Here is a 26,050-nt window from a genome sequence, read left to right as displayed (position 1 = left end):
GTCCCCCGGTCAGGGAAGAGTCAACGTGGACTCCGACCGGTACGGATCGTCGTCGCGCGGCCGGCGCCGCCGGAACAGGATCGCGGCCACCAGTCCGCCGCAGAATCCGAAGAGGTGTCCCTGCCAGGAAATCGGCTCGTCGGTGGGCAGCACCCCCAGCAGCTGCCAGCCGTAGAGCAGGCCGACCAGTACGACCACGCCCAGGTTCCACCAGCTCCGCTCGACGATGCCGCGCATGAGCAGCAGGCCCAGGTACCCGAAGATCACGCCGCTCGCACCGACCACGATCGAATGTGGCGAACCCGTGATCCACACCCCGAGCCCGCTGACGAACATGATCAGCAGGGTCGAGTAGAGGAACCGCCGCGCGCCGGTGGAGAGCACGAAGGTGCCGAGCAGGATCAGCGGCACGCTGTTGCTGTACAGGTGGTCGAAGCCGTGGTGCAGGAACGGCCCGAAGAAGATGCCGTCGAGCCCTTCGATGTCGCGGGGGATGATCCCGGCCGTGGTGTCGAATCCGGCCTTCAGCCAGAGGTCGAGCGCCTCGATCACGAAGAGCAACGGCACGACGGCACACATGGCCACGAAGGCGCGGCCGAGCGCGGCGTAGAACGCCTCGGTGCCGAACTGGTTGGGATCGCTGCCACGGGACATCGGATCGAACGTCACCCCCATGTTGCTATCAGCTCTGCGGGCCGACCGCCAGTCAGCCGCCCCGCCGAACGCCAGTCAGCCGCCCGCCGGCCGCGAAAGGCCCGCTCCGGGCCTGGACGCACCGAAGGGGTGCGAACCGGTCGGTTCACACCCCTTCGCGACGATCAGGCTCAGTAGAAGCCCTTGTCCTGGAAGTACGTCCAGGCGCCACAGGGCGTCTTGTACCTGCCCTTGATGTAGCCCAGCCCCCACTTGATCTGGGTCGCCGGGCTGGTCCGCCAGTCGGAGGCGATCGAGCCCATCTTGCTGCCCGGCAGCGCCTGCGGGATGCCGTACGCCCCGGAGGACTTGTTCTCTGCCTTGTGGTTCCAGCCGCTCTCGTGGTCCCAGAGCTTCTCCAGGCAGGGCATCTCAGCGATCTTGAAGCCCTTCTCCAGCATCAGCGCGCAACCGATCTTCCGGTTGCCGCTGTACTCGTTGCAGGACGCGGGGATCGGCCCGGTGTACGGCTTGGTCGCCGACTCGGCCTCCTCCTTCTTCTGCTTCTCGCGTTCCCGCTTTCGGCTCGCCGCTTCCTCCGCCTTCTTGGCCCGCGCGGCGGCGGCCCGAGCGATCTCGTCCGCCTTGCGGGCAGCCTCGGCCGCGGCGGCCCGCTGCTCCGCGGTGGCGACGATGTGTGCGGCGTGCCGCTGGCGCAGCAGGTCCCACTCGGCCTGCTGCGCGTCGGCGACCGCCTCGGCCTCGATGCTGTGTTGCTGCGCTTCGCGGTCTTCACCCAGGTAGTAGCCGCCTCCGACGCCCCCAAGGAGCAACGCGACGGCAAGTCCCCGGACACCGAACCGGCTCCACGGCCGACTCACGAAGTGGTCCCTTCGTCGGGGGCAAGGACACGGCGCGGTGGGACCCGGAAAGGTCCCCTGGTCACGCCGCGAGCGCCCCGACCCTGCCGGGCCGTGGCCCCGACCGGCTGCTTACCGATCGGTGCCGCCGTCTCCTCGGCCATGCGTCGGTGACGATGCCGAAAGGACGTTGGACGCTCGATGGACACCATTGCGCAAGGTGAGACCCCTGGGAAACCAGACGGGAATTTTGTGACTTGCATCACGCCACAAAACACCACCGGAATGGGCAAAAACCGCTAGGTGGGCTCCTACAGCGGGATGTCCTCCAGAAGATCCGTAACCACCTCGGCGATCGGCGACCGCTCCGATCGGGTCAGCGTGACGTGCGCGAAGATCGGATGCCCCTTCAGCGCCTCGATAACCGCCGTCACGCCGTCGTGCCGGCCGACCCGCAGGTTGTCCCGCTGGGCGACGTCGTGGGTGAGCACCACCCGGGAGCCCTGACCCACCCGGGACAGCACGGTGAGCAGCACCCCACGCTCCAGCGACTGGGCCTCGTCGACGATCACGAAGGCGTCGTGCAGGCTGCGCCCCCGGATGTGGGTCAGCGGCAGGACCTCCAGCATCCCCCGGGACAACACCTCGTCCATCACGTTCCCGTGCACCACCGCGCCGAGGGTGTCGAAGACCGCCTGGGCCCAGGGCGACATCTTCTCCGCCTCCGAGCCGGGCAGGTAGCCCAGCTCCTGGCCGCCGACCGCGTACAACGGGCGGAACACGATGACCTTCTTGTGTCGGCCCCGCTCCATCACGGCCTCCAGGCCGGCGCAGAGGGCCAACGCCGACTTTCCGGTACCGGCCCGGCCACCCAACGAGACGATGCCGATCGACTCGTCCAGCAGGAGGTCGAGCGCCACCCGCTGCTCCGCCGAACGGCCGCGCAGCCCGAACGCCTCCCGGTCACCGCGCACCAGCCGTACGGTCTTGTCGGCCAGCACCCGACCGAGCGCGGAACCGCGTGGCGAGTGCAGCACCAGACCGGTGTGCGTGGGCAGGCCGGCGGCGGCGTCCAGGTCCAGCGCCGCGTCGTCGTACAGCCGGTTGACCTGCTCCTCCCCCAGCTCCAGCTCGGCCATCCCGGTCCAGGTCGGGTCGCTGGCCTGGCCGTGCCGGTACTCGTCGGCGGTCAGGCCGACCGACGCGGCCTTGACCCGCAGCGGCATGTCCTTGCTGACCAGGGTGACCGAGCGGCCCTCCGCGGCCAGGTTGAGCGCCACCGACAGGATCCGGGTGTCGTTGGACTCGTTGCGGAAACCTGGCGGCAGTACCCCGTCATCGGCGTGGTTCAGCTCCACCCGCATCGTGCCGCCGACCTCGTTCGCCGGCACCGGCTGGTCCAACCGCCCGTGCTGGACCCGCAGGTCGTCGAGCATCCGCAGGGACTGCCGGGCGAACCAACCCAGTTCCGGATGGTGCCGCTTCCCCTCCAACTCGGAGATCACCACGAGTGGCACCACCACCTCGTGCTCGGCGAACCGGCGGAAGGCGCCGGGATCGGACAGCAGGACCGAGGTGTCCAGAACGTACGCCCGGGTAGCTGGTGCGGGCTCCGCACTGGCGGCCGGTGCCGCCGTCCGGGTCCGGCGTCCGCCCCTGGCTCGGCTAGGTGCTCCGCTGGCGGTCGGGTTCTGGTCGTCGGCCCGAGGGTTGGTACGGCGAGTCGTCACAGGCCTGCTCCGGCGGATGTGCACCCGTACACCCGCGTTCCGCCTCGTCCGGTGCCCGGAGACACGGGGTCGGATGCGGGCCCCGTGGCGTGCTGTCGCAAGGTCCGGGCCGGCCGGCTGGCCCGGGATGACCCCGTGCCATGGGTAGACGCTAACCGGGAAATGCCGGCTTGGGCTAGGGCGAACGGCTGTGCGAATCGGCACTGAGGGCCGGATCCGTCCGGGTTTCCGGACGGCGGCTCGCCGTCCGGCACCGGGTGGACCGGCCGGGATGCATGCCCCCTGCGCGCATCCCGGCCGGTGGGATCACCATCACCGGTCTGAGGTGATCCCGACGGTGCGGGTCCGGAACGGACCTGCGCACCGTGTTCGCGGGTGACCGCTCACCCCACCGCGCCACCGGTCAGACATTTCGGCCGGCGAGGGCGTCGGTGGAGTGCCGTCCGCCGTTGGTCGCGGTCCCCGCGAAAGAGGCGCCCGTATACGTCGTTCCCTGACCTACGACGGTGTGGACGTTGTGCGGTGTGGTGGGTGATGGCACCGCCAACACCGAGGCGATAGCCGCCTGCGCCTCCCGACGCCGACGGTTCCAAGCCCCCCGGTCGCCGTCGAAATAGCCCTGCCGGTACCCGAAGCGGTAACCGAGCCGGTAGCTGAGTTGACCGTGCAGCCGCCCCACCGCGTAGCTGGACGAGGCGAGCAGCAACAGGAGGAATACCACGAAGAACGGACTCACCCGCTCACCCCACCCTGGTGCCGGTCGACGTACCGCATGTCACCGGGCGCATCTCCTCTCCAGGCCGCCGCTGTGCCAGTCCTGCTCACGCCATCTCCTCGCTGCGCTCGTCGTCCTCGCTGCGCTCGTCGTCGTGGGTCGTCATCCACCGAGCTGACCGGGGCGCCGGCTCATGCCGCCGCCTCGCCGCGCTCGCTCATGTCTCCTCCGGGTCGAGGGAGGTCGGGTCGGTGATGAGCAGCCGGTCGAGATCGTCCGTGCCCACCTCCTCCACCAACTCCACGCTGATCCGACAACCGTCGAGTACGACCTCCGCGACGGAGGCCCGTCGGATCTCGCCGCCCGCGTCGTACACCCGAACGCTCAACTCCGGACAGCCGAGATGGGTACGCCACGAGTTCCACTCCGCCCGGTCACCGACGTTGAGCGAGAGGTAGCGACAGCCGCGGGCGAGGTACAACCGCCACGGCGCGCTGAGGCCGGCGGCCACGCCGTCGGCGATCAGACCGAATGCCTGGGCCCGGGTTGCTAGTTCGGTCACCGGACTCCTCCTGTCACGAGGACGTGACCCTCGTGAGCACGAAACGTCTCACACACGAGACATACCGTAAATAGTCCCACACGCGTGACAGTATCAGCTCTTCGTCTGATTACCCCCACACCTGGGTACACCTATTGTTGCCCCGTGATACCCCTCGACACAAGCAGCAACGGTGCGGCCGGGAAACATGAGCCATTGTCACGCGCGCAGTACAAATCACTGCCGGTCCCCCCGAAATCGGGCGCGTGGTCGTACCGTCACCGCGTGCCGGACCGCGCCCACGGACGGAAGCTCGCCTTCGCCGCCTTCGTACGGAAGGCACTCGACGACGCCCGCACCACCCGTGCCTGGACGGGTACGGAGGTCTCCCGGCGTACCGGCGTGTCGCGCCAAACGATCAACCGCTGGGTACGCGGCGAGTGGGCCAGCGACCCGGAGGCCGAGCGGGTGGTCGCGTTCTGCGAGGGCCTGGGACTGGATCCGACCGTCCCCTTCGGAGTGCTCGGTTGGGACCGCGCGACCCCGTCCCGGCCGACTCCCACTGCTCCGCCGATGGATCCGGACGTCGAGGCGCTGCTCCGCCGACTGGTGAATCCGAACGTGTCGGACGCGGAGAAGTTCCACATTCGAGAGACGATCCGTTATCTGGCATATCGTCCGGTGTTGCCACTGGAAGTCCGAAAAGGGCGGAAGCAAGTCGGGTAGTTACACAAATGGCGCGACTTCGTGCATGCCACTCATCCATCTCGACTCCCGGGAGCCAAATCACGCGCTAACGTGCCTTTTCGTACTGCTTGGGCTCGTCGTCGGCGGGGGGACGGGACAAGGCCGAACCCAGCCCTGCGGGACAGAAGGAGGGGTCTAGCCATGACCCTGAAATGGATGGCAGTTGTAGTGGCGGCGGTGTCCCTGACCCTGTGCGTGACCGCGAACGTCGTGGTCGGAACGGTGCAGGGCGGTGACCAGGTGCCGTTCCTCGTGAACGCCCTCACGATCACCGCGGCCGGCACCGCCACCGTGCTGGCCGTCGTCGCCGAACTTCACGAACGGCTCAACGCCCGGATCACCGCGCTCACCGAATTTCTCATCACCCGGCTCAACGAACTCGACCACAACGCCGGCGACCGCAACACGGGCTTCGTCGAGGGCTATCTGCTCAGCCGCGGCCAAGAGTCCGCCGTCGTGCCGATCGGCCCCAGGCTGCACGGACGACGGGCCGTGCTCGGCGGCGACGACTGAACGGAACCGCTTCGACCACGGAGGATTGCCGCCGCCACGGCCGAGGTTGCCGCCTCGACGGATGAGAGGTTTTCGCGTCGACATCTGCGGCGGCAATCCACCGAGGTACGCTGACGCCCGTGCCGCCGATCAACCCGGGGAACCCGCCCCTGACTCGTCCCCTGACTGCTGAGCAGGCATGGCGGGCGACCGCCGAACGGGCCGAGCGCTGTGTCCTCTTCTTCGACTTCGACGGCACTCTCGCCCCGGTCAGAGACGATCCGACAAAGGTCGAGCCGGCGCCGAAGGCACTGGCCGCGATCAGCGCGCTCACCGACGTGGTGCAACGGGTGGCGATCGTCTCGGCCCGGCCGGTGGAGTTCCTCCAGAACCGCTTCGCCGGTCTCGACGGGGTGGACCTCTACGGGCTGTACGGCCTCGAACACCTGCACGCCTCGGGTGAGACGATCACCGAAGCGGCCGCGCTGCCGTTCGTACCCACGATGGCCGAGCTCTCCGACCGGGCTCGCGCCGAACTGCCGGCGGGCGCGCTGGTGGAGTACAAGCGGCTCTCCGTGGCCCTGCACTACCGGACCGCGCCGCACCTGGCCGAGGAGATCGAGCGGTGGGGCCGGATCCAGGCGGACCGGCTCGGCCTGCGGGTGCAGGTCGGACGGATGGTGCTGGAGCTGAAGCCACCCGTCGACCGGGACAAGGGCATGGTGATCGGCGAGGCGGTCCGCTCCGCCGGCTGCGCGTGGTACTTCGGCGACGACGTCTCCGACATCAAGGCGTTCGCGGCGCTACGGGCCCGCGAGGCGGCCGATCCGGACTTCTTCGGGGTCTGCGTCGCCGTCGCCAACCCGGAGACCGGTGACGATGTCTCCACCGCGGCCGACCTGACCATCGAGTCCCCGGAGGCGCTCGGCGACTTCCTCACCGAGGCCGTGCACCGACTGACGTGACCCGAGGCCGTGCACCCGGCTGACCCGAACCCGAGGCTGTGCGCGGACTGATCTCACGCCGGCGGCCGGCCGGGCACCGCCGATCTGACCCCGGTTGCCGGCCGTGCACGCGGGGGCCGAGCCGACGGGTACGGCCGTCCGACCGGCTAGGCGCCGTACCGGCGTTGTCGGTTGGCGTACGACCGCAGGGCGCGGAGGAAGTCGACGCGCCGGAAGTCGGGCCAGTTCAACTCGCAGAAGTAGAACTCGGAGTGCGCCGACTGCCAGAGCAGGAAGCCGGAGAGCCGCTGTTCACCGCTGGTCCGGATGACTAGGTCGGGATCGGGCTGTCCCCGGGTGTAGAGGTGCTCCGCGATGTGTTCGACGTCCAGCACCTCGGCGAGTTCCTCGATGGTGCCGCCGGACGCCGCGTGCTCGTACAGCAGCGACCGCACCGCGTCGGCGATCTCCCGCCGGCCGCCGTAGCCGACCGCGATGTTCACCTGGGCCCCGCCGACCCGGGTCTGGGTCCGTTCCTCGGCCGACTTGAGCGCGATGGCGGTCTGGGCCGGCAGCAGGTCAAGCGCGCCGACCATCCGCAGCCGCCAGGGGTTGCCCTCCTCGGCCAGCTCGACCACCAGGTCCTCGATGATCTGCACCAGCGGATCCAGCTCGCTGGCCGGGCGACGCAGGTTGTCGGTGGCGAGCAGGTAGAGCGTGACGTGGCCGACGCCGGCCTGGTCGCACCAGCCCAACACGTCCTTGATCTTGGCTGCGCCCACCCGGTGTCCGTCGTTGGGGTCGACGTACCCCATCTCCCTGGCCCACCGCCGGTTGCCGTCGCACATCACCCCGACGTGCTTCGGCACGGGCTTGCCGGCAAGCTTCGCCGTGAGACGTCGCTCATACACCGAGTAGATAAGGTCCCGGAAACTCATCCCCTGCAGCGTACCGATCAAATTCGTGGACGGAAGTGCCGGCCGGCCGAGCCGGCCGCGACACCGGCGATCCTGGTCAATGTCCGGGCGTCCAGCCGGCCGTCGCCCAGCCCCAGCTCGACGAGGACCCGGAAGACCCGCGCGTCCCGGTCCGCAGAGCGGACGACCGCGTCGACGACCGGTCGTCGACGGGCCAGCCAGGCCACCGCCGAGCTGTGCCGCAGGTGCTGGCCCAGCCGTTGGTGCAGCGTGCTGGCGTACCGGTCGGCCGCCGTGTCCGGAAAGCCCGCCGCGGCCGCCCCGGCCAGGGAGCCGGAGAGGACCGCGTAGAAGATTCCCTCCCCGGTGAACGGGTTGATCAACGACAGCGCGTCCCCGGCCAGGAGGATCCGACCCCGGCCCGGTACCGGACGGCGGGTGGACAGCGGCAGGTGGTGTGCCCGAAGTTCGGCGACGGTGTCCGGTTCCACCTCGGGCAGCAGGGCGGCCAACCGGTCCAGCAGTTCGGCCCGGCGCAGCGGCCGACCGGCCAGCACCTCGCCGTAGCCGACGTTCGCCCGACCGTCGCCGATCGGGAACGACCAGGCATATCCCGGCCAGTGCGCCGCCGAGGTGACGATCTTCTGCTCCACCGGGCCGTCGACCGTCGGCGCGTAGCCCCGGATGGCCAGCGCCAGATGCCCGTCCGGGTTCGCGCCCTGGCCCAGCGCCCGGCGGACCACCGAACCGGCGCCGTCGGCGCCGACCACGACCCGGGCCGCCAGCGTGCCGTCGAGTACCACCAGGCCGGCGCGGCACTCGATCCGGCGTACCACCTGCCGGCGCAACCGGGCCCCGGCCGCCAGCGCCGCCGCCACCAGCCGGGCGTCGAAGACCCGCCGGGGCACCGTGTACGCCGGGCGGGGCAGCGCCCGGGCAACCTGGCCACCGCCGGGCGCGACCAGCCGCAGCGCCGGCACCGGCCGGTAGCCGGCCACCGCGTCGGACACCCCCAGTTCCGCCAGTACGTCGAGCGCGTGCGCGGCGATGCCGTCCCCGCAGGCCTTGTCCCGGGGGAAGTCGGCCCGGTCCAGCAGCAGCACGTCCGCCCCGGCCCGACGGGCCGCCAGCGCGGCGCTGGCCCCGGCCGGGCCCGCACCGACCACCGCGACGTCGACCGTCTCCACGGTCGCTCACCTCATCCCGGCCGGGCGGCGACCGGCGGATCCGTCGACACCGCGCCGGTACCCGGCGAGCCGGCACCTGGCCTCCCGGCACCCGGCGAGCCGGCACCTGTCGCAGCGGCACCCGGCCTCCCCGCACCTGGCCTCCCGGTACCTGGCGCGGCGGCACCTGGTGCACCGTCCGGTGAGCCCGGGCCCGGCGATCCGTTCGCGGTGCCGTCCGTCCCGTCCACCCGGCTGGCCCGGTTGGCCCGGCGCAGCGCGTACAGCGTCAGCGCGGCGGCGGCCACCAGCGGTCCACCGTCCCGGACCAGGCCGTCGACGCCGAGCAGCGCCCAGCACAGCGGCAGGTCGACCAACAGCACCAGTACGGTGATCAGCACCAGCAGCCCGCCGGCCCAGCGCTTGCCCCGGAGCAGGAAAAAGGTGCTGAACAGCACCGCGTAGCTGACCCCGATGCCGACGACGAACCACAGCACCACGGTAGGCGCGGCGACCAGCCGGCCGTCGAGGATCGTCCCGATTGCCACCAGCGCGGGCACCAGGGTCAGCGGGGCGTACGTGAACGCCGCGACCCGGGCGGTGAGCAGCCAGCCGGCGACCGGGGGCCGACGCGGGGCGACCTCCCGCCACGACAGGCCCCGCCGGTCCACCACCAGCCGGTTCGGGTGCCGGACCAGATGCTCCCGCACCGACGTCGACCGGTACAGCAGGCACACCACGGCGGCGCAGAGCGCGGTCAGTACGGCGAAGCCGAGCAGCCCCGGCAGGGCGGGCACACCGGCCCGGGGCACGATCAACCGGCCGACCGCGAACACCGTCGTCACCGCCAGGATCAGCCCGAGCGGACGAGCCCCGGCCCGGGCCCGCCGGACGTGCCAGATGAGGACCAGGAAGCCGAGCGTACGCAGCAGGGCCCAGCCGCTGCGTACCGCCAGCCCGAAGCCCCGGTCCGGGGCGTACCACCAGTTGAGCAGGTCGACCGCGACGGTGGCCGTGGCGGTCGCCGCGAGCAGCCAGGTCAGGACGCGGACGGCGGACGGCCGCCGGACAGTGGTCTCGGCGGCCGTCGTCATGCCCTCGATGATGCCCGCCGGGTGCGACCCGCACACCCGGGCGAGGTGTTAGGAAGGGGCCCTTCTTCTACAGAAAACGATAAGAAGGGGCCCTTCCTTACCTCTGGTCCACGCCGACGCGGATGGCCTCGTCGTCCAGGCGGGCGCGGAGCGCGTCCAGTTCGGCCCAGAGCACGCCCGGCAGCTTGTCACCGAACTTCTCGAACCACTCGTTGATCATGGGCAGCTCGTCGCGCCACTCCTCGACGTCGACCCGCATGGCGATCCGGAGGTCCTCCATGTCCATGTCGAGCCCGTCGACGTCCAGCGCGTCGGCCGTCGGTACGAACCCGATCGGCGTCTCGACCGCGTCGCCCCGGCCCTCCAGCCGCTCGACGACCCACTTGAGCACCCGCGAGTTCTCTCCGAACCCGGGCCAGATGAAGTCGCCGTCGGCGTTCTTGCGGAACCAGTTGACGTAGTAGATCTTCGGCAGCTTGGCCTCGTCGCCGCCGGCGCCCTTGCCCATCTCGATCCAGTGCCGGAAGTAGTCCCCGGCGTGGTAGCCGATGAACGGCAGCATCGCCATCGGGTCCCGGCGCACCACGCCGACCTCGCCGGAGGCGGCGGCGGTGGTCTCCGAGGAGAGCGTGGCTCCCATGTAGACGCCGTGCACCCAGTCCCGGGCCTCGGTGATCAGCGGGACGGTGTCCTTGCGCCGCCCGCCGAACAGGATCGCGTCGATCGGTACGCCGTGCGGGTCGTTGAACTCGTCGGCCACGATCGGGCACTGCAGCAGCGGGGTGCAGAACCGGCTGTTGGCGTGCGAGGAGAGTTCGCCGCTGTCCGGCGTCCAGTCCCGGCCCTTCCAGTCGATCAGGTGGGCCGGCGGCTCGCTCATGCCCTCCCACCAGATGTCACCGTCGGGGGTCAGCCCCACATTGGTGAAGATGGAGTTGCCCTGGTCGATGGTGCGCATCGCGTTGGCGTTGGTCTTCCAGCCGGTGCCCGGCGCGACACCGAACAGCCCGAACTCCGGGTTGACCGCGTAGAGCCGACCGTCGGAGCCGAACCGCATCCAGGCGATGTCGTCGCCGATGGTCTCGACCTTCCAGCCCGGGATGGTCGGTTCCAGCATGGCCAGGTTGGTCTTGCCGCAGGCCGACGGGAACGCGCCCGCGATGTAGTGCACCCGGCCCTCGGGCGAGGTGAGCTTCATGATCAACATGTGCTCGGCGAGCCAGCCCTCGTCCCGGGCCATCACGCTGGCGATCCGCAGCGAGTAGCACTTCTTGCCGAGCAGCGAGTTGCCGCCGTAGCCGGAGCCGAAGGACCAGATCTCCCGGGTCTCCGGGAAGTGCGAGATGTACTTGGTGTCGTTGCAGGGCCACGCGACGTCCGCCTGACCCGGCTCCAGCGGGGCACCGATGGAGTGCAGGGCGTGGACGAAGTCGGCGTTCTCCCCCATCCCGGTCAGCACCTTCGTGCCCATCCGGGTCATGATGCGCATGGCCGCGACCACGTACGGGCTGTCGGTGATTTCCACCCCGAACATGGGCTTCTCCGCCTCCAGCGGCCCCATGCAGAACGGGATGACGTACATCGTGCGGCCACGCATCGAACCTCGGTAGAGGTCCGTCATGACGCGCTTCATCTCGGCCGGGGCCATCCAGTTGTTGGTGGGACCGGCGTCCGCCTCGTCCACGGAACAGATGAACGTCCGGTCCTCCGCCCGGGCCACATCGGAGGGATCGGTACGTCCCCAGAACGAGTTGGGCTTGCGGTCCGGGTCGAGTCGTACCAGGGTGCCGGCGTCGACCAGTTCGTCGGTCAGCCGCTTCCATTCCGCATCCGAGCCGTCGACCCAGACGACCTGGTCAGGGCTGGTTAGCTCGGCGACCTCTTTGACCCAGGCGAGTAGTTTCGAGTGCCTTGTCGGAGCTTGATCTAGACCCCGGATGGTAGCCGGAGCGGCCATGACATATCTCCTTTGGTCGACGCTGACCGATTCCAGGGCGCGCGGTGCCTGCGGGCCGGCGACCGCGTCGCCGTTGAAAGCCTGGGATTTCCGTCAGCGTAAACCGATTGGAGGTTGACGGCAGCGAGACTGGTTGTGAAGAACTGCACAAGATGCGGGTGCGCTGCGGCAATTCGATTTTTTCCCCGCTCCCACGCGCAGTTTCACGCAAATCCTTCCGGGTTATTGCATTGCGTCACGGCGCCCTCACGGTTTTCATCGGCGCCAAAGGACCCGGGCGTCACACCCGAAACTTCGGGCCGACCCCGTCGTCGTCCGTGGACGGACCGGGATCGCCACTTCCGCCCGTACGACCGGTTCGTCCGGCCGGCGGCGACACCCGCGAGTCGCTCGTAGCGGGCCGTGAGGACGACCCGCAGCCGGTAGGCTCAACCCGTGTCCTCGACCGCCACCGGCGAACAACCCTCCCCTCCGGGCGCACGGCACGGCTTCTTTCGAACCCTGTTGGACCGTTTCGGCCACCTCATCCATGAGTTGGGCAAGTTCGGGACGGTCGGCGGCGTGGCCTTCGCGGTGGACTTCGCGCTGTTCAACTACGCCAACGCGAGCCTCGGCTGGGAGACGCTGACCTCGAAGACGTTCTCCACCGTCATCGCCGCGACCGTCGCGTTCGTCGGCAATCGGTTCTGGACCTGGCGACACCGGGAACGGTCCGGGATGGCCCGCGAATACTCGCTGTACTTCCTCTTCAACGCCGTCGGCCTGGGGATCGGCCTGGCCTGCCTGGCCATCAGCCACTACGGGCTGGGCAGCATCTGGCCCGACGTGTTCAAGTCACTGGTCGCCGACAACATCGCGGCGAACTTCGTCGGCGCCGCGCTGGGCACGTTCTTCCGGTTCTGGTCGTACCGGCGGTTCGTCTTCGTCGGACCCGCGGCGGCGGATGCGCCCGATGTGATCACGCAGAGTCACAAGAGGCCGTGACCGGGAACCCACCCGTCGAACGGTCGGCGCACCTCGCCCGCCCGTCTGCCCTAAGGTGTTCGAATGCGTTTCGTCCGTCTGTTGCCTGAACGCTGGCAGAGGCTCCTCCGCGAGGTGCTGAAATTCGGCGCCGTGGGTGGCGTGAACGCCGTCATCAACTACGCGGTGTTCAACGCCCTTGCGCTCACCGTGTTCGCCGACGGGCAGCTGAAGGCGAACGTCATCGCTACCGTGGTAGCCGCCTGCTCGTCCTATTTGCTGAATCGGCACTGGACGTACCGCGACCGGCCCAAATCGGCGATGCGGCGCGAATACTTCCTCTTCTTCGTCTTCAACGCCACCGGCCTCGCCATCGAGCTGGGGGTGCTGGCGATCGCGAAGTACGGGCTCGGGATCAGCGGACTCCTCGCGCTCAACGTCGCGAAGACCGTCGGCGTGGGGCTGGCCACCATCTTCCGGTTCTGGTCGTACCGCACCTTCGTCTTCCGGAGTGCTCCGGAAGACTTGTCCGACCCCGCCTCGAACGGGGCGGTGCGCAAGACGACGAGCGGGCCCCATCCGGACGGGGAGTTCCTGGCCGGGCTGGATCCGGTCGCCGAGCTGGCCGAGGCGGTCACCGAGCTGACCGAGGCGGACGACGACCACGACCGGGACCGGAAGGCGGCGACCGGGAACGCCGTCGCGGAGACCCGACAGCCAACCGACGCCCGACAGCCGACAGCCGACCATCAGCCGACCGGTACCGGGCAGTCGCTCGAAGTCCAGTTCGCCGAGACGATCGATGTCGCGCTGGAGACGGAACTCGCCGCCGAGCTGAACGCCGCCCCTCGGCGTTCCTCGGCCCGTTGAGCCTCACCGTGTCGCGCTCGGGAACCGGCGCGACCGCCGAGTTGTTCTTCGAGGACCTGACCCCGGGCCGGTCGTTCGACCTCGGCGTCACCGTCGTCGACCGGCAGGAGATGCTCGACTTCGCCCGGCGCTTCGACCCGCAGTGGTACCACGTCGACGAGGAGATGGCCCGGCAGAGCCATCACGGTGGCCTGATCGCCAGCGGCTTCTTCACCGTGAGCCTGTTCATGCGTGCCTACGTCGACCACGTGCTGTCCCAGGCCGCCGGTGACGCCTCACCCGGTCTGGAGGAGTTGCGCTGGCTGGCCCCGGTACGCCCCGGCGACCGGCTCGCGGTCCGACTCGTCGTACTGGCCAACAAGCCGTCCACCGCCCGGCCCGGGTTCGGCACGGTCACGTTCAGCGCCAGCATGGATCGGCTGGGCGCGATGAACCAGCCGGAACGCGAGGTGCTACGGACCCGCTTCCGCGGCTGGTTCGTCATGCGGGATCCCGACACGCTCGACTGACCGGGCACCCGTCCACGCCGGCCCGATCGCTCGGGCCGGCGTCCGGAACGCCACCGGGGCGGCGCCTACTTCTTCGGCTGTTCCTCGCGCAGCGGCTTACCCTCACTCATGTCCGCGAGCAACTCCCGCATCTCGCCGTCGCCGAGCGAGTGCTTGTCGTGGTTCGCGTCCACCAGCTCGTACAGGGTGGTCTGCACCTTCTCCACGTCCGGGATGTCGGCCAGCACGGACTGCCCGCGCTCGCCGGCCGATTCGATGGTCAGCGTGCCGCAGCCGAGCAGCCGCTCAAGGAAACGCTGGTTCATCGAGTGGTCGTTGATCCGGCCCAGCGGAATGTCCCGGCGGTCCCGGGAGAAGACGCCGTGCTGCAACAGCACCCGCTCGTTCGTGAACAAATAGTGTGTGGTCCGCCACACCAGGTACGGCCAGACGCTGAACACCACCACCAGTACCAGCGCGACCGCCGCGATCACCCAGCCGCCGATGGTGCCCGCACCGGTCGACGGCAGCAGGACGAGGCCGACGACCACGGCTGCGATGGCCAGGACCAGCACCGCGACCGGCCGGATCAGCGCCTTCCAGTGCGGGTGCAGGTGCGATACGACATGCTCGTCCTTGGTGAGCACGTCCTCAGGGAAAGCCACCCCAACCTCCTCGTCCAAACACGAATATCCGCCGGTGACCGTAGCGGTTGCAGGCTACGAAAGCGGCATCCGGTATCGACTCTTTACCGGCCGGTCATACCGATCTTCATCGGGCGGTCGTGCCGGATGCCTCACGGATCGGTCACCGGGGAAGGGTCAGCGCAGGTGCAGGACGTCGCCGGCGGCGATCCGGCGCTCTCCGGCCGCGCTGTCGAGCACCAGTTGACCGTCCGGGTCGATCGTGCGCGCCGTACCGACCAGGTCGTTCCCGCCCGGCAGCAGCACCCGTACCTCCCGGCCGAGCGTCGCGCAGTGCCGCAGGTAGGCCTCGTGCAGCCCACACGCCTCGGCGTCGCCGCCCGCGGTACGCCAGCGGTCGTACCAGCGGGCGATGCCGCGCAGCAGCGCCCGTAGCAGCGGATCCCGGTCGGTGGCCGCCGCCCCGGCCAGTTGCAGCGAGGTGGCGGGCAGGCCGGTGGGGTTGACCGGCAACTCGTCGGCCCGCAGCGTCACGTTCACCCCTACCCCGAGCACCACCGCCGGTGGCTCCCCGCCGGTTCCGGCCACCCCCTCGGCCAGGATGCCGGCGCACTTCGCCTCGCCCGGAGCCCAGTCCGGCCCGTCGGCCGGGGTGGCTGGTAGGGGCGGCCGGTCCGGTGGCTTCGGGTCGGGCCAGACCAGCAGGTCGTTGGGCCACTTGAGCGCGGCATCCAGCTCGGCGAGCAGGTCCACCGCCTCCACCAGCGCGACACCGGCCAGCAACGGCAGCCAGCCGTACCGGTGCGGTGGCGCCGCCGGCCAGTCGCGCTCCGGGTCGGCCAGGCCCGGTCGGAGCAGCACGCTGACCGCGATCCCGGCCCGCGCCGGGGACTCCCAGGAGCGCCCGCGCCGGCCGCGCCCGGCCGTCTGCCGCTCGGCGACCACCACCAGCCCCTCCGGCTCTCCGGACCGGGCGGCCTCCGCCGCATCCGCGTTGGTCGATCCGGTCTCGACGCGGAGGGCCAACCGGCTCCACAGGCCGTCCGGGGTGATCAGGGCCCGCTCCAGCCGTCGCGCGTCAAGCGGCGGGCGGTCCAGATCGGTGTACGGCGATCCCGGCATCAGCCCAGCGTACGGGCTCGACACCGGCGCACCGACGACCCCGCCGGGTGGTACGGCACAGCCGTGCACCACCGGCGGCGGCCTGGTCACCGGTCGTCGTTACGATCGCGGACGTGACTGGGCAGGAGAGCGGCACCGAGGTCAACCCCCACAGCACCGCCGGGCGACTGGCGGACCTGGACCGACGGGTGGACGAGGCGGTGCACGCCGGATCGGCGCGGGGAGTGGAGAAGCAGCACGCCCGGGGCAAGAAGACCGCGCGCGAGCGGATCGACCTGCTCCTCGATCCCGACTCCTTCGTCGAACTGGACGGACTCGCCCGGCACCGCTCGACCAGCTTCGGACTGGACCGCACCCGCCCGTACGGGGACGGGGTGGTGACCGGATACGGCACGGTCGACGGCCGGCAGGTGTGCGTTTTCGCCCAGGACTTCACGGTCTTCGGCGGCTCCCTCGGCGAGGTCTTCGGCGAGAAGATCGTCAAGTTGATGGACCTGGCGATGAAGATCGGCTGCCCGGTGATCGGGATCAACGACTCCGGTGGGGCGCGGATCCAGGAGGGCGTGGTCAGTCTCGGCCTGTACGGCGAGATCTTCTTCCGGAACGTTCGCGCCTCCGGGGTGATCCCGCAGATCTCCCTGGTGATGGGCCCCTGCGCGGGCGGCGCGGTCTACTCCCCCGCGGTCACCGACTTCACCGTGATGGTCGACCAGACCTCGCACATGTTCATCACCGGACCCGACGTGATCAAGACGGTGACCGGCGAAGACGTGGCGATGGAGGAACTGGGCGGGGCCCGGACCCACAACACCAAGAGCGGCAACGCGCACTACCTGGCCGCCGACGAGGACGACGCGATCGACTACGTCAAGGCCCTGCTGTCGTACCTGCCGGCGAACAATCTCGACGAGCCGCCGGTGCTCGACGCTCCGGCCGATCTCGCGATCACCGACGCGGATCGCGAGTTGGACACCCTGATTCCGGACTCGGCGAATCAGCCGTACGACATCCACCAGGTGATCGAGCACGTGCTCGACGACGGCGATTTCCTCGAGGTGCAGCCGCTATACGCGCAGAACATCGTGGTGGGCTACGGTCGGGTCGAGGGCCGGCCGGTCGGGGTGGTGGCGAACCAGCCGATGCACTTCGCGGGTTGCCTGGACATCGCCGCGTCGGAGAAGGCGGCCCGGTTCGTCCGCACCTGCGACGCCTTCAACATTCCGGTACTCACCTTTGTCGACGTTCCCGGGTTCCTGCCCGGCACCGGACAGGAGTGGGACGGCATCATCCGGCGCGGCGCGAAGCTGATCTACGCGTACGCCGAGGCCACCGTGCCGAAGGTCACCGTGATCACCCGGAAGGCGTACGGCGGCGCGTACGACGTGATGGGCTCCAAGCACCTCGGCGCGGACCTGAACTTCGCGTGGCCGACCGCGCAGATCGCGGTGATGGGCGCGCAGGGTGCGGTCAACATCCTCTATCGCGGCGAGTTGGCCGACGCCGAGAATCCGGCCGCCGTCCGGGCGGAGAAAATCGAGGAGTACGAGGACGCGCTGGCCAACCCCTACATCGCGGCCGAGCGGGGCTACGTCGACTCGGTGATCCGGCCGGCGGAGACCCGTGGGCAGATCGTCCGGGCACTGCGGGTGCTGCGTACCAAGCGGGAGACGCTGCCGCCGAAGAAGCACGGCAACATCCCGCTCTGACCGTCCCGAGTCAGCAGCTCAGCAGCTCAGTAGCTCAGTAGCTCAGTAGCTCAGCGGCTCAGCAGGTCGCCGGCTCAGCGCGGCGACTCGGTCAGTTCCGCCCTCGGGAAGGCGCCGGCCGGGATCTTCTCCCGTACGGCCCGACGCACCGCCCGCTGCACCGCCGCGTTGACCGGGGTCGGCACCCCGTGCAACCGGCCGAGCAGCACGATCTCGCCGTTGAGGTAGTCCGTCTCGGCCGAACCCGCGTCCCGGGCCAGGCTCTGCCAGGTCGAGCCGCCCTGCCGCTGTCCTCCGCCCACCGGGACCGACTGGACCCGGTCACCACGTTCGGCCGCCTCCTCCGCCCCCGAGGTGTACGAGATGCCGGCCGCTGTCAACACGGCCTCGCCCTCGACCCGTACCGCCTCGAGAAGGTCGGCATGCGGCCCCGGCCCGGCACCGGTCGGCCGGCCGAACAGCGCCTCGATCCCGTTGCCGAGGTTGCGGAGCAGTTTGCCGTACTTCCAGCGCATCGCGTCGGCCCGGACCGGCGCGAGAATCCGGCTGGCCACCAGGTCCTTCGCGATCCGTTCGGCGGTCTCATCCGTACCGGACGGGAAGACCCCGAGGTGCAACATGCCGGAGTACGGATGCCCGCTGGCCACGACCCGGCCGGGTTCCAGATGCGTCGCCGGCAGCCAGACGGTGACCGGATAGACCCGGTCGAAGAGCCGCGCGGCGGCCCGCTCGTTCGCCACCCCGTTCTGCGCGGTCAACAGCGGCAGGCGCTGTGCGGCCGTCCCGCCCCCGGCCACCGGCAGGTCCGCCCAGCTCCGCAAGGCTGCCTCGGTGTCCTGCGACTTCACCGCAAGGATCAGGACGGTGTCCGGAGTGAGCCGCAATCCGGGCTGCTTCCCGTTGCCGGCGACGTCACCGGCCGCCGATCCGGATGCCGCGACGCCGGTGGATGCCGGCCCAGCGGAGGCCGGATCGCCGATGGCCGGCAGCCGGGCGGTGTACTCCCCGTCGGGGGTGGTCAGGGTCAACCCGTGCGCGCGGATCGCGTCCAGGTGCGGTCCCCGGGCCACCAGGGTCACGTCGTGGCCGGCCTCGCTCAGTCGTACGCCGATGGTGCCGCCGACCGCGCCCGCACCGATGATCACGTACCGCATGCTGTTCCCCCGCTCTCCCCGCCGCTCACCCGGGCAGGCTCGCGGTACTGAGTATCGGCCCGGTGAGCAGGGCCGCGCCGGCCAGCAACGCGATCAGGTTGATCGCTCCGAACAGTCCGACCCAGACCAGCCCCGGTACCCGGGTGAGCCAGGCGAGTTGGTCGGCGTCCGACTGCGGCAGTTGCCCGCGCCGGCGCAGCGTCTGCAGCTCACCCACCGGCCGTACCCCGCCGAGCAGCAGGAACCACACCCCGGTGTACGCGAACGCGGCCTGCACCTGCGGCGACGCCATCCAGGACACCCCGAGTACGACCGCGGTGGTGACGACGATCGAGACGATCCCGAAGACGTTGCGGATCATCACCAGCATGGCGAGCAGGAGCGCGACCGCTACCCAGAGCAGCAGGGTGATCCGGTTTCCGCCGAGTACCCAGGCACCGGCCAGCCCGATCAGCGACGGCGCGAGATAGCCCGCCAGCAGTGTGAACACCATCCCGGGACCGGTCGGTCGGCCGGCCGAGAGGGTCAGCCCGGAGGTGTCCGAGTGCAGCCGGATGCCCTGTAGCCGTCGGCCGGTGAGCAACGCCGCCAGCGCGTGCCCGCCCTCGTGGGCGATGGTGATGGCGTTCCGCCCGATCCGCCAGGGCAGCCGGGTCAGCACCACGGTCAGCGCCACCAGGCCAGTGATCAGGACCAGCAGCGGGGGTGGATCCGGTTGCGCTCCGAGGAGCCGGTCCCAGAGGTCTGTCAGTCCATCCATCGACACAGCGAGCGAGCCTAGCCCTGACGTCATTCCTCGGTGACGAAGACCCCGAGCCCGGGGTGGCCTTCCACCAGGCCCTTGGCTTTGAGCCAGTTCACCGCGCCCCGCACCACCGTTACGGAAACGCCGTACTGGGCACGCAGTTCCGCCGTACTCGGCAACTGATCACCCGGAGCGAGCTTCCCGGACTCGATCTGGGCAGTGATGTCATTGATGATCTTTTGGGTCTTCGAGGTAGGCAAGGGCACCCCCTGGTCCGCACTGACATTTGATCACGGCGGACCGAAGAGCCACAAGCATCACGAGGCATCATGATGCACATAGCCTTGCCTTGCTCTACCTTATGCATTAAGTTGCTGACAACCGATTCCCTCTGGTCCGCAGCTGGTGGAGGTCGGTTCCCGCGCGGCGGCCTGCCTCCCCCGGCGAGTCGGCAGGTCGCCGCGCGTCCGCCTACTCCGGGAGGTGCCTCGTGGAACGGGATCGGGCAATGGTGATCGTCGAGCAGCACCGTCCCGCGCCCCTGTGGCGATTACTGGGGATGTGGCGATGCGCCGCCTGCCGACGCCGCTGGCCCTGTCCGCGCTACCGCGACGCCCGCAGCGGCCTGCTGTCCCACGACCGGGCCGACATCGCTGCCCTCGTCCGCCGCCCCAACACCCGATGGCCATCCCCGTGAAGTCATGCGGATGGCCACGAGTTAGCGGCAGCGGGACCTGTCATCACCTACGCGGTCGATAACTGATCCGGCTGCCGCTAACGTCGCAAGCCGATTCACCGATACTGACGTGCGGCTCCGGTCCTCGGTCGGGCCGTCACCGGAACCGCCATCCGGGCCGGCACCATGTTCCGGTCCTGCATGCCTCGTCGCAGCAACAGCCAACCGCCGACCGTAGCGACGGCCACGATCACGACGCTAGCGAGCGCGACCAGCGCAACCATGCCAACGCTCGCGACGAGCAGGGCCAGGTCGCCGATGGCGACCACCATCCACAGTGCAATGCTCGGCTTCGTCGCGCGATGTCGGAAACGCATCAGTCGTACCTCCTTCCGTCGAGATCATCACTACCCCGACGGAAGGGAGGTCATGCGTGTCAACTTCCAGCGGGTTTGAAGCCGGTAGCGATGATCTCGAAGGTCGGGAGGTTCTTGGCCCAATCGCTCTCCGCGGTGTCCCAGCGGATCGCGTACGCCTTCTTACTCGACGTGACGAATCCCCGGTTGCGGACGTGCATCCGCACGCCACCCTCGGTGTGCAGCCACTCCCAGTCGGCGGCCTTCAGCCAGTAGTTCTTGACCTCTACGATCTTCACTCGCTGGTAGTTGCTGTAGTCGCCCTTGCGGTACCCCTCCTGGCTTCTCCAGTCCGCGACGGGGTCCGGTCGGGGACTGTTCGTCTGGTCGATCATCAGGAATCGGCTGCTGTTGGGATCGTTGAACTTGACGCGCGGACCCTCCCGGCTGATCGTCCAGTTGCTCGGCACCGGCACCGAGAAGCCGGTGTTGTCCCGATGAATCTTCCAGCCGTTCGGTAGCGGCGGCTGGGCTGCTTGACCGGTGGGCGTGGTGGCGGGTTGGGTCGCTGCGGCGGTCGTCGGAGCCGGTGTGGGCGGCGGTGTGCTGGTGGCGGCTGCCGGCGGGGTGGCGGCTGGCTGGCTGGTGGGGTTGGGGCCCGGCCCGGCGCCGGGATCCTCATCCGAGCCGCCGTTGGCCAGCGGCACGATCACGAAGAGGGCGCCGAGGAGCAGGACGACCACGCCCCCGATCAACCACAGCCTGCGGTTGCCGGCGGTGAGCGCAGCCAGCGGACCGGAGCTGGCCCGGTCACCGTCGTGCACGGCACCGCGGTCGGCGGGAACCGTCGCCCGGCCCGCCGGCTGTGCCACCGGCGCGACCAGTTGGGTCGGCGCCGCCTCAGGCTGCGGCTGCACCCCTGGCTGCACCGCCGTCGGCTCCGGCGCCGCCTTCTCATCGCCGTCACCGGGTACGACGACGACGGTTGGTTCGGCCGGCGCGGGCGCAACGTCCGGGGTTACGGATTCGGCCACGGACTCCGTCGGCGGCGATTCCGGTGTTGCTGCCGATGCGGCGGCGGCACTGGCCGACGAGGCGGGCAACTTCGTCGTCTCCGCCGCTGGTGGAGCGGCCGGAGGTGGCGGAGGCGGTGCGATCGGCGGCTGCTCCTGCGCGGGGCGGGGCGCCGGCAACGGCACGATCCTCGTACGCGGCTCACCCGGTTCACGCGGACCGTTCGGCCCGGGTCGCCGTACGCCATCAAGCAGTGACATCCCGGGGCTACGACGGCGACCGGAGGCGCGGCGCAGTAGCCGCTCCGCCACGTCCGCGGTGATCCGGTTCGCCGGGTCCTTGCGTAGCAGTCCGGCGAGCACCGCCTTCATCGGCCCGGCCCGCCGCGACACGGGCGGCGGCTCGGTGGCCAGCGCCGCCAGGGTCGCGATCGCGGACGGCCGGGCGAAGGGCGACTGCCCCTCCACGGCGGCATAGAGCGTCGCGCCCAGCGACCAGAGGTCGCCCTCGGGCCCGGCGGTGCCGTCCCGCGCCCGCTCGGGAGCGATGTAGGCGGGCGAACCCAGCACCAGGCCGGTACGGGTCACGTTCGGGTCGCCCGGCACGGTCGCCAACCCGAAGTCGGTCAGTACGACCCGACCGTCGTCGCCGAGAAGAACGTTGCCGGGCTTCACGTCCCGGTGCATGACTCCGGCCCGGTGCGCCGAGTTCAACGCGCCGAGCACCCCGAGCCCGATCTCGGCGGCCCGGGTGGCGGGAACCGGCCCGTCAGCGGCGAGTACGTCCTGTAGCGAACGTGACGGGACGTACTCCATGACGATCCAGGGATCACCGTCCGTACGCAGCACGTCGAAGACGCGTACCACGTTCGCGTGGTTGAGTCGGGCGATGGCTCGGGCCTCACGTAACGAACGCTCACGCATTTCGCGACGCTCGTCCTCGGTCAGGCCTGGTGGGGGGACCAACTCCTTGATCGCAACATCCCGGTGCAGGACTTCGTCGCGTGCCTTCCAGACACGACCCATCCCGCCCTGGCCTAGCGGCTCAACAAGCCGGTATCGGTCAGCGATGAGTTGTGGGGGCGCACTGGACACCCGTGGACGGTACCCAACGGCAACCTGAGTCACACCTGCGGCACGCCTATCTGAGACGTCGGCCAACCGATAACGACGTACCCTCAAGCCCATGGTTGACGACGAGAGGCTGCTTCGGGTGGTCCGAGGTACGCCCTCCCCGGAGGAGCTGGCTGCCTTGGTCGGGGCGATCTTCCTCCGTACCCGTACCCGACCGGACACATCGGCCCAACCGGCTCCCGTGTCAACCTGGGCACAACGCGCCCGGCCCGGTACGGTGTCCGGCATGCCGGCCCGAGGTGGCCGTGATGGCTGGCGGGTCGCCGGCCTTCCCCGCTGACCCGTCCTCAGGCCTTGGAACGGGGCTGCCCTCGCGGGCCTGCACCCACTAACCTTGACGTGGGGCAGTACGTAGTACCTGGGGAGAAGACGTGATACCTGAGGAAGACCGCGGCCCTGCGTGGTTGCGAGACTATGGCGGCTCCATCGAGGCCGACATCCAGCGGATGGAAGAGTTCGCCAAGCAGTTGACGGCCGAGGTGCAGAAGAACTATGTCCCGCACATGGAGGAAGTCCAGGCGGACATGCTGCCCGACCTGCCCGGGCCGGTCGATTTCCCGGAGTTGTTCGAGTTCATGACAGCACACCGGACCGTGCAGCAGGACACCTCCACCCGGGTCTGGGAGGTCGGTGACGGCACGGGTGGACTCGCCACTGCGGCCGAGACCGTCAGCAAGAACTACGGCCAGGCTGACGCGTTCTCGCACGCCCGGGTGCGCGACGTCGAGAACGCCTTGGACCAGACCACTGCGGCGCCACCGCCACCGGCTGGGACCCAGACTGCAACGCCTCCGCAGGGCGGCACGGACAACTCGGGGGGTTCGGATGCTTGACGGAGGCGGAACCGGCGGGGTCGCTGGCACGACCAACTGGGTCGGGCAGAACGTCGACGATATGTGGCCGAAGCTCGCCAACCAGCAGACCGACACACACTGGCAGCACGTCAGCGGCTGGCAGAAGACGTCGGAACTGAGCTCGATACACCTGTCGCGTCTTAAGCAGTACCGCGAGAGCCTGATCGAAGCCTGGCCCCCGGAGAAGAGCGAGGCTTCGCGAGCGTACGTCGCTCGGCTCGACTTCCTCATCGGCACCGTGCAGGGCGTCCACGACACGGCGGTCGCCAACCACCAGACCTTCAAGAGTGTCACTCAGGCAATCTGGGAATCGCGTGGCAACCTCGAAAAGATCTACAACGATTACCAGGTCAAGAAGCAGGCCAAGCTCCGGTACGACGCCGACGTCGCGGCAAATCAGGGAAAGCCGCCGGCCGGCACGACGCCAACGACCGACGCCGACCTGGAAGATCTGAACTGGCAGGCCCGCCACGTCATGTACGGGCTGAGCAGCGAGCTTGCCACGGCCCAGATGCAACTCCGGCAACCGCCGAAGTACCGGAACGAAAAGGGCCGCGTTGATGACCCTCCGGGCGGTGGAGGCGGAAGCGAAGCGATGGGTGGTTCGACACCACCTGTCTTTCCTCCGGTCGTGCCGATCTCGAGCAGTGGTGGCGGTGCAAGCTACACAGCTTCGCCGTCGCCGGCCATTCAGACCGTCGTTACGACAACGCCCCCGCCCGGAACAGGTCCGATCCTGGGCACCACGGCGCCGGTAGCGCCTCCGCCTGTCACGCCGACGCCGCCAAGCGTCATACCACCCGCCCCTCCGCCTACCACTGGCCCTGGACTACCTCCTCCGATCGCACCCCCCGGACTGCCACCTGGAACCAAGCCTCCGGTTAGCGGTTACCCCATTTCGTCTACTAACACGGGCCTGAACAAGGCGCCAGGGTATGGACCCAACGCTGGTGTGACGCCACGGGCGATGCCTCCCGGTGGAATGATCGGTGGGGCTCCTGGATCCGGACTGTCGCAACCGGCCTCGGGAGCCGGAGCAGCCCGGCGGATCAACCCGGTAGGTGGCGTCATCGGTGGCGCCAGCGGAGGCGCAGGCACGACGCCACTTGGCGGCGCCGGGCAGCGACCAGGCTCCGGAATGGGTCGGGGTCCAATGGGTAGCGGCCAAACCCTCGGGATGGGGGCGGGCGGACGTAGTGGCGATCGCAGCAAGGAAGAGCAGGGCGTCCAGCACTGGGACCCTGACAACCCCTGGGAGACCGACGAGGGAGTAGCGCCGGTCATGATGCCGGGCCGCGAAAACCGCCGGATCGACCCTGGCCCGGCGATCGGCTACAACCGGTGACGTCTCGCACGACCCGCGCGGCCGTGGCGCTCCTGTGCGTCACGGCCGTTGCCGTGCTACCGGCCGTGCCCGCATATGCCGATCAGGCTCGTGATAACCAATGGCATCTACCCTTCCTTAAGGTTGCGGAAGCTCACAGGATCAGCCAAGGTGCTGGCGTGACCGTCGCGGTCATTGACACCGGCGTCGATCCTCACCCAGACCTGCGGAACAATCTTTTGACGGGAACCGTGACCTACGCTGGCGGTTCCGGCAACGGAAAACAAGACGGCGATCCAAACGGCCACGGAACCGGAATGGCCGGCCTCATCGCCGCACATGGTCGAGGCGCGAACGGCGCGCTCGGTATTGCTCCGCAAGCCAAAATCGTTCCCATTCAAGATGAGAGGGGCGACGGGGGCTCTGCCGACGACCTGGCCAAGGGGGTCGAGTGGGCAACTTCGAAGCGCGTGGATGTAATCAGCATCTCGTCCAATGCTGGTGGGACTCCTCGCCTTCGAGCAGCGGTAGAGGCTGCAATCAAGGCTAATATCATTGTCGTCGCCGGCGTTGGTAACCGACCAAAGAGCCTGTTAGTAGGGTTCCCTGCAGGATTCCCTGGGGTCCTAGCGGTTGGAGCAACTGACCGCAAAGGAGATCATGCCGACGTCTCGGTAACAGGCAATAGGGTGGTTATAGCTGCGCCGGGCGTCGATATTTACAGCACATCTGTCGACGGGCGCTATCGTAAGGGAACCGGAACATCGGACTCGACGGCCATTGTCGCCGGAGCAGCGGCTCTGGTACGCAGCAAGTTCCCCGACCTGTCGGCGGAGGAAGTCGTACATCGGCTCACGGCGACCGCAGATGACAAGGGCGCGCCTGGCCGGGACGAGGAGTACGGCTACGGGGTAGTCAACCTGGTTGCGGCGCTGACGGCAGACGTACCTCCGTTGGAAGGGGCTGCCAGTCCGAGCGCCACCGCCAACCCGACCCCGAGCCAAGCCGACGGCAACGCCGCCCCGAACCCTGAGAACAGGTCGAACACCGCCTCGACCGTCCTGATCGTCGTCCTCGTCGCGTTCGTCGTCCTCGGGTTGCTGGTCACACTCCTGGTAGTGCTACTCCTTCGGCGACGTCAGCAACAACGGCCCGGCCCGTACTGAGTGCGGCTCGGCGCCCGCACGCGGGACATCAGGACCGGG

General features: G+C 69.3%; 26 protein-coding genes and 1 pseudogene. 11 read left to right on the top strand and 16 right to left on the bottom strand.

Annotated features, from left to right (window positions below; all coding sequences use genetic code 11):
• Positions 1 to 9: 9 nt before the first annotated feature.
• The 5 genes from H4W31_RS13295 to H4W31_RS13275 all read right to left on the bottom strand — a co-directional run bounded on the left by H4W31_RS13295 (position 10) and on the right by H4W31_RS13275 (position 4,500).
• Positions 10 to 654, bottom strand: a complete 645-nt coding sequence (locus H4W31_RS13295; RefSeq protein ID WP_192772068.1) for a rhomboid family intramembrane serine protease — start codon at positions 652 to 654, stop codon at positions 10 to 12.
• A gap of 170 nt (positions 655 to 824) precedes the next feature.
• The gene (locus H4W31_RS13290; RefSeq protein ID WP_192766948.1) at positions 825 to 1,514 is read right to left on the bottom strand and encodes an aggregation-promoting factor C-terminal-like domain-containing protein; all 690 of its coding nucleotides are present in this window, start codon (positions 1,512 to 1,514) and stop codon (positions 825 to 827) included.
• A 290-nt stretch (positions 1,515 to 1,804) separates the two neighbouring features.
• A complete protein-coding gene (locus H4W31_RS13285) occupies positions 1,805 to 3,223 on the bottom strand; it encodes a PhoH family protein (RefSeq protein ID WP_192766947.1) in 1,419 nt (472 codons plus the stop codon).
• A 403-nt stretch (positions 3,224 to 3,626) separates the two neighbouring features.
• The gene (locus tag H4W31_RS13280) at positions 3,627 to 3,959 is read right to left on the bottom strand and encodes a hypothetical protein (protein WP_192766946.1); all 333 of its coding nucleotides are present in this window, start codon (positions 3,957 to 3,959) and stop codon (positions 3,627 to 3,629) included.
• Between the two features lie 196 nt (positions 3,960 to 4,155).
• Complete coding sequence (locus H4W31_RS13275; protein WP_192766945.1) at positions 4,156 to 4,500, bottom strand: hypothetical protein; 345 nt, start codon at positions 4,498 to 4,500, stop codon at positions 4,156 to 4,158.
• Between the two features lie 264 nt (positions 4,501 to 4,764).
• On the opposite strand from H4W31_RS13275, the gene H4W31_RS13270 reads away from it, so the two are divergent.
• The 3 genes from H4W31_RS13270 to otsB all read left to right on the top strand — a co-directional run bounded on the left by H4W31_RS13270 (position 4,765) and on the right by otsB (position 6,683).
• Positions 4,765 to 5,205, top strand: coding sequence for an XRE family transcriptional regulator (locus H4W31_RS13270; RefSeq protein ID WP_192766944.1), 441 nt, complete (start codon positions 4,765 to 4,767; stop codon positions 5,203 to 5,205).
• Positions 5,206 to 5,367: 162 nt separating this feature from the next.
• Positions 5,368 to 5,739, top strand: coding sequence for a hypothetical protein (locus H4W31_RS13265; RefSeq protein ID WP_192766943.1), 372 nt, complete (start codon positions 5,368 to 5,370; stop codon positions 5,737 to 5,739).
• Between the two features lie 119 nt (positions 5,740 to 5,858).
• The gene (gene otsB / locus H4W31_RS13260; RefSeq protein ID WP_192766942.1) at positions 5,859 to 6,683 is read left to right on the top strand and encodes a trehalose-phosphatase; all 825 of its coding nucleotides are present in this window, start codon (positions 5,859 to 5,861) and stop codon (positions 6,681 to 6,683) included.
• Between the two features lie 146 nt (positions 6,684 to 6,829).
• On the opposite strand, the gene H4W31_RS13255 is transcribed toward otsB, so the two are convergent.
• From H4W31_RS13255 to H4W31_RS13240, 4 genes and pseudogenes are all read right to left on the bottom strand, one after another.
• Positions 6,830 to 7,600: an isoprenyl transferase gene (locus H4W31_RS13255; RefSeq protein WP_192766941.1), complete on the bottom strand. Its 771-nt coding sequence runs from the start codon at positions 7,598 to 7,600 to the stop codon at positions 6,830 to 6,832.
• 17 nt (positions 7,601 to 7,617) lie between these two features.
• A complete protein-coding gene (locus tag H4W31_RS13250; RefSeq protein ID WP_192766940.1) occupies positions 7,618 to 8,766 on the bottom strand; it encodes a geranylgeranyl reductase family protein in 1,149 nt (382 codons plus the stop codon).
• A 239-nt stretch (positions 8,767 to 9,005) separates the two neighbouring features.
• A pseudogene (locus tag H4W31_RS13245) lies at positions 9,006 to 9,839 on the bottom strand (hypothetical protein); the annotation flags it as partial.
• A 97-nt stretch (positions 9,840 to 9,936) separates the two neighbouring features.
• On the bottom strand, positions 9,937 to 11,796 hold the full coding sequence (locus tag H4W31_RS13240; protein ID WP_192766939.1) for a phosphoenolpyruvate carboxykinase (GTP): 1,860 nt from the start codon (positions 11,794 to 11,796) through the stop codon (positions 9,937 to 9,939).
• 435 nt (positions 11,797 to 12,231) lie between these two features.
• On the opposite strand from H4W31_RS13240, the gene H4W31_RS13235 reads away from it, so the two are divergent.
• The 3 genes from H4W31_RS13235 to H4W31_RS13225 all read left to right on the top strand — a co-directional run bounded on the left by H4W31_RS13235 (position 12,232) and on the right by H4W31_RS13225 (position 14,138).
• Entirely contained in the window at positions 12,232 to 12,780 is a 549-nt protein-coding gene (locus H4W31_RS13235) for a GtrA family protein (RefSeq protein ID WP_192766938.1), read from the top strand.
• A gap of 63 nt (positions 12,781 to 12,843) precedes the next feature.
• Positions 12,844 to 13,629 (top strand): GtrA family protein, encoded by a 786-nt coding sequence (locus H4W31_RS13230; RefSeq protein ID WP_192766937.1) that lies wholly within the window; start codon positions 12,844 to 12,846, stop codon positions 13,627 to 13,629.
• 8 nt (positions 13,630 to 13,637) lie between these two features.
• Positions 13,638 to 14,138 (top strand): MaoC/PaaZ C-terminal domain-containing protein, encoded by a 501-nt coding sequence (locus H4W31_RS13225; RefSeq protein WP_318783173.1) that lies wholly within the window; start codon positions 13,638 to 13,640, stop codon positions 14,136 to 14,138.
• A 65-nt stretch (positions 14,139 to 14,203) separates the two neighbouring features.
• On the opposite strand, the gene H4W31_RS13220 is transcribed toward H4W31_RS13225, so the two are convergent.
• A complete protein-coding gene (locus tag H4W31_RS13220; protein ID WP_192766936.1) occupies positions 14,204 to 14,782 on the bottom strand; it encodes a PH domain-containing protein in 579 nt (192 codons plus the stop codon).
• A 156-nt stretch (positions 14,783 to 14,938) separates the two neighbouring features.
• Positions 14,939 to 15,883, bottom strand: a complete 945-nt coding sequence (locus tag H4W31_RS13215) for a biotin--[acetyl-CoA-carboxylase] ligase (protein WP_192772066.1) — start codon at positions 15,881 to 15,883, stop codon at positions 14,939 to 14,941.
• A gap of 113 nt (positions 15,884 to 15,996) precedes the next feature.
• Here H4W31_RS13215 and H4W31_RS13210 point away from each other — a divergent pair, with 113 nt between their 5' ends.
• Positions 15,997 to 17,589, top strand: a complete 1,593-nt coding sequence (locus H4W31_RS13210) for an acyl-CoA carboxylase subunit beta (RefSeq protein WP_192766935.1) — start codon at positions 15,997 to 15,999, stop codon at positions 17,587 to 17,589.
• Positions 17,590 to 17,663: 74 nt separating this feature from the next.
• Here H4W31_RS13210 and H4W31_RS13205 read toward each other — a convergent pair whose 3' ends face one another.
• The 5 genes from H4W31_RS13205 to H4W31_RS13185 form a co-directional block, all read right to left on the bottom strand.
• A complete protein-coding gene (locus H4W31_RS13205) occupies positions 17,664 to 18,743 on the bottom strand; it encodes a ketopantoate reductase family protein (RefSeq protein ID WP_192766934.1) in 1,080 nt (359 codons plus the stop codon).
• Between the two features lie 25 nt (positions 18,744 to 18,768).
• Positions 18,769 to 19,536 carry a M50 family metallopeptidase gene (locus H4W31_RS13200; protein WP_192766933.1) on the bottom strand — a complete coding sequence of 256 codons (768 nt, stop codon included), beginning with the start codon at positions 19,534 to 19,536 and terminating at the stop codon, positions 18,769 to 18,771.
• Positions 19,533 to 19,748 (bottom strand): winged helix-turn-helix domain-containing protein, encoded by a 216-nt coding sequence (locus H4W31_RS13195; RefSeq protein WP_225945514.1) that lies wholly within the window; start codon positions 19,746 to 19,748, stop codon positions 19,533 to 19,535. The genes H4W31_RS13200 and H4W31_RS13195 overlap by 4 nt, the downstream gene beginning before the upstream one ends.
• Positions 19,749 to 20,280: 532 nt before the next feature.
• Positions 20,281 to 20,541, bottom strand: coding sequence for a hypothetical protein (locus tag H4W31_RS13190; RefSeq protein ID WP_192766931.1), 261 nt, complete (start codon positions 20,539 to 20,541; stop codon positions 20,281 to 20,283).
• Positions 20,542 to 20,600: 59 nt separating this feature from the next.
• On the bottom strand, positions 20,601 to 22,628 hold the full coding sequence (locus tag H4W31_RS13185) for a protein kinase domain-containing protein (RefSeq protein ID WP_192766930.1): 2,028 nt from the start codon (positions 22,626 to 22,628) through the stop codon (positions 20,601 to 20,603).
• A gap of 91 nt (positions 22,629 to 22,719) precedes the next feature.
• On the opposite strand from H4W31_RS13185, the gene H4W31_RS13180 reads away from it, so the two are divergent.
• The 4 genes from H4W31_RS13180 to mycP all read left to right on the top strand — a co-directional run bounded on the left by H4W31_RS13180 (position 22,720) and on the right by mycP (position 26,011).
• Positions 22,720 to 22,947 carry an acyl-CoA carboxylase subunit epsilon gene (locus tag H4W31_RS13180; protein WP_192766929.1) on the top strand — a complete coding sequence of 76 codons (228 nt, stop codon included), beginning with the start codon at positions 22,720 to 22,722 and terminating at the stop codon, positions 22,945 to 22,947.
• A 91-nt stretch (positions 22,948 to 23,038) separates the two neighbouring features.
• Positions 23,039 to 23,500, top strand: coding sequence for a hypothetical protein (locus H4W31_RS13175; protein WP_192766928.1), 462 nt, complete (start codon positions 23,039 to 23,041; stop codon positions 23,498 to 23,500).
• On the top strand, positions 23,493 to 24,866 hold the full coding sequence (locus tag H4W31_RS13170; protein ID WP_192766927.1) for a hypothetical protein: 1,374 nt from the start codon (positions 23,493 to 23,495) through the stop codon (positions 24,864 to 24,866). Before H4W31_RS13175 ends, H4W31_RS13170 begins: the two co-directional genes overlap by 8 nt.
• Positions 24,863 to 26,011, top strand: a complete 1,149-nt coding sequence (gene mycP, locus H4W31_RS13165; RefSeq protein ID WP_404825585.1) for a type VII secretion-associated serine protease mycosin — start codon at positions 24,863 to 24,865, stop codon at positions 26,009 to 26,011. Before H4W31_RS13170 ends, mycP begins: the two co-directional genes overlap by 4 nt.
• The last annotated feature ends 39 nt before the right edge of the window (positions 26,012 to 26,050 follow it).

It is taken from the genome of Plantactinospora soyae (genome assembly GCF_014874095.1).
GTDB lineage: Bacteria > Actinomycetota > Actinomycetes > Mycobacteriales > Micromonosporaceae > Plantactinospora > Plantactinospora soyae.
The sequence above is the reverse complement of the archived record's forward strand: the minus strand, read 5'-3'. Positions and strand labels throughout refer to the sequence as shown.

Excerpts from the sequence above, each read along its gene's own strand:
- H4W31_RS13295 (WP_192772068.1), bottom strand. The coding sequence starts at position 654 with ATGTCCCGTGGCAGCGATCCCAACCAGTTCGGCACCGAGGCGTTCTAC.
- H4W31_RS13265 (WP_192766943.1), top strand. The coding sequence starts at position 5,368 with ATGACCCTGAAATGGATGGCAGTTGTAGTGGCGGCGGTGTCCCTGACC.
- H4W31_RS13255 (WP_192766941.1), bottom strand. The coding sequence starts at position 7,600 with ATGAGTTTCCGGGACCTTATCTACTCGGTGTATGAGCGACGTCTCACG.
- H4W31_RS13240 (WP_192766939.1), bottom strand. The coding sequence starts at position 11,796 with ATGGCCGCTCCGGCTACCATCCGGGGTCTAGATCAAGCTCCGACAAGG.
- H4W31_RS13230 (WP_192766937.1), top strand. The coding sequence starts at position 12,844 with ATGCGTTTCGTCCGTCTGTTGCCTGAACGCTGGCAGAGGCTCCTCCGC.
- H4W31_RS13215 (WP_192772066.1), bottom strand. The coding sequence starts at position 15,883 with ATGCCGGGATCGCCGTACACCGATCTGGACCGCCCGCCGCTTGACGCG.
- H4W31_RS13205 (WP_192766934.1), bottom strand. The coding sequence starts at position 18,743 with ATGCGGTACGTGATCATCGGTGCGGGCGCGGTCGGCGGCACCATCGGC.
- H4W31_RS13200 (WP_192766933.1), bottom strand. The coding sequence starts at position 19,536 with ATGACGTCAGGGCTAGGCTCGCTCGCTGTGTCGATGGATGGACTGACA.
- H4W31_RS13190 (WP_192766931.1), bottom strand. The coding sequence starts at position 20,541 with ATGCGTTTCCGACATCGCGCGACGAAGCCGAGCATTGCACTGTGGATG.
- H4W31_RS13180 (WP_192766929.1), top strand. The coding sequence starts at position 22,720 with ATGGTTGACGACGAGAGGCTGCTTCGGGTGGTCCGAGGTACGCCCTCC.
- H4W31_RS13170 (WP_192766927.1), top strand. The coding sequence starts at position 23,493 with ATGCTTGACGGAGGCGGAACCGGCGGGGTCGCTGGCACGACCAACTGG.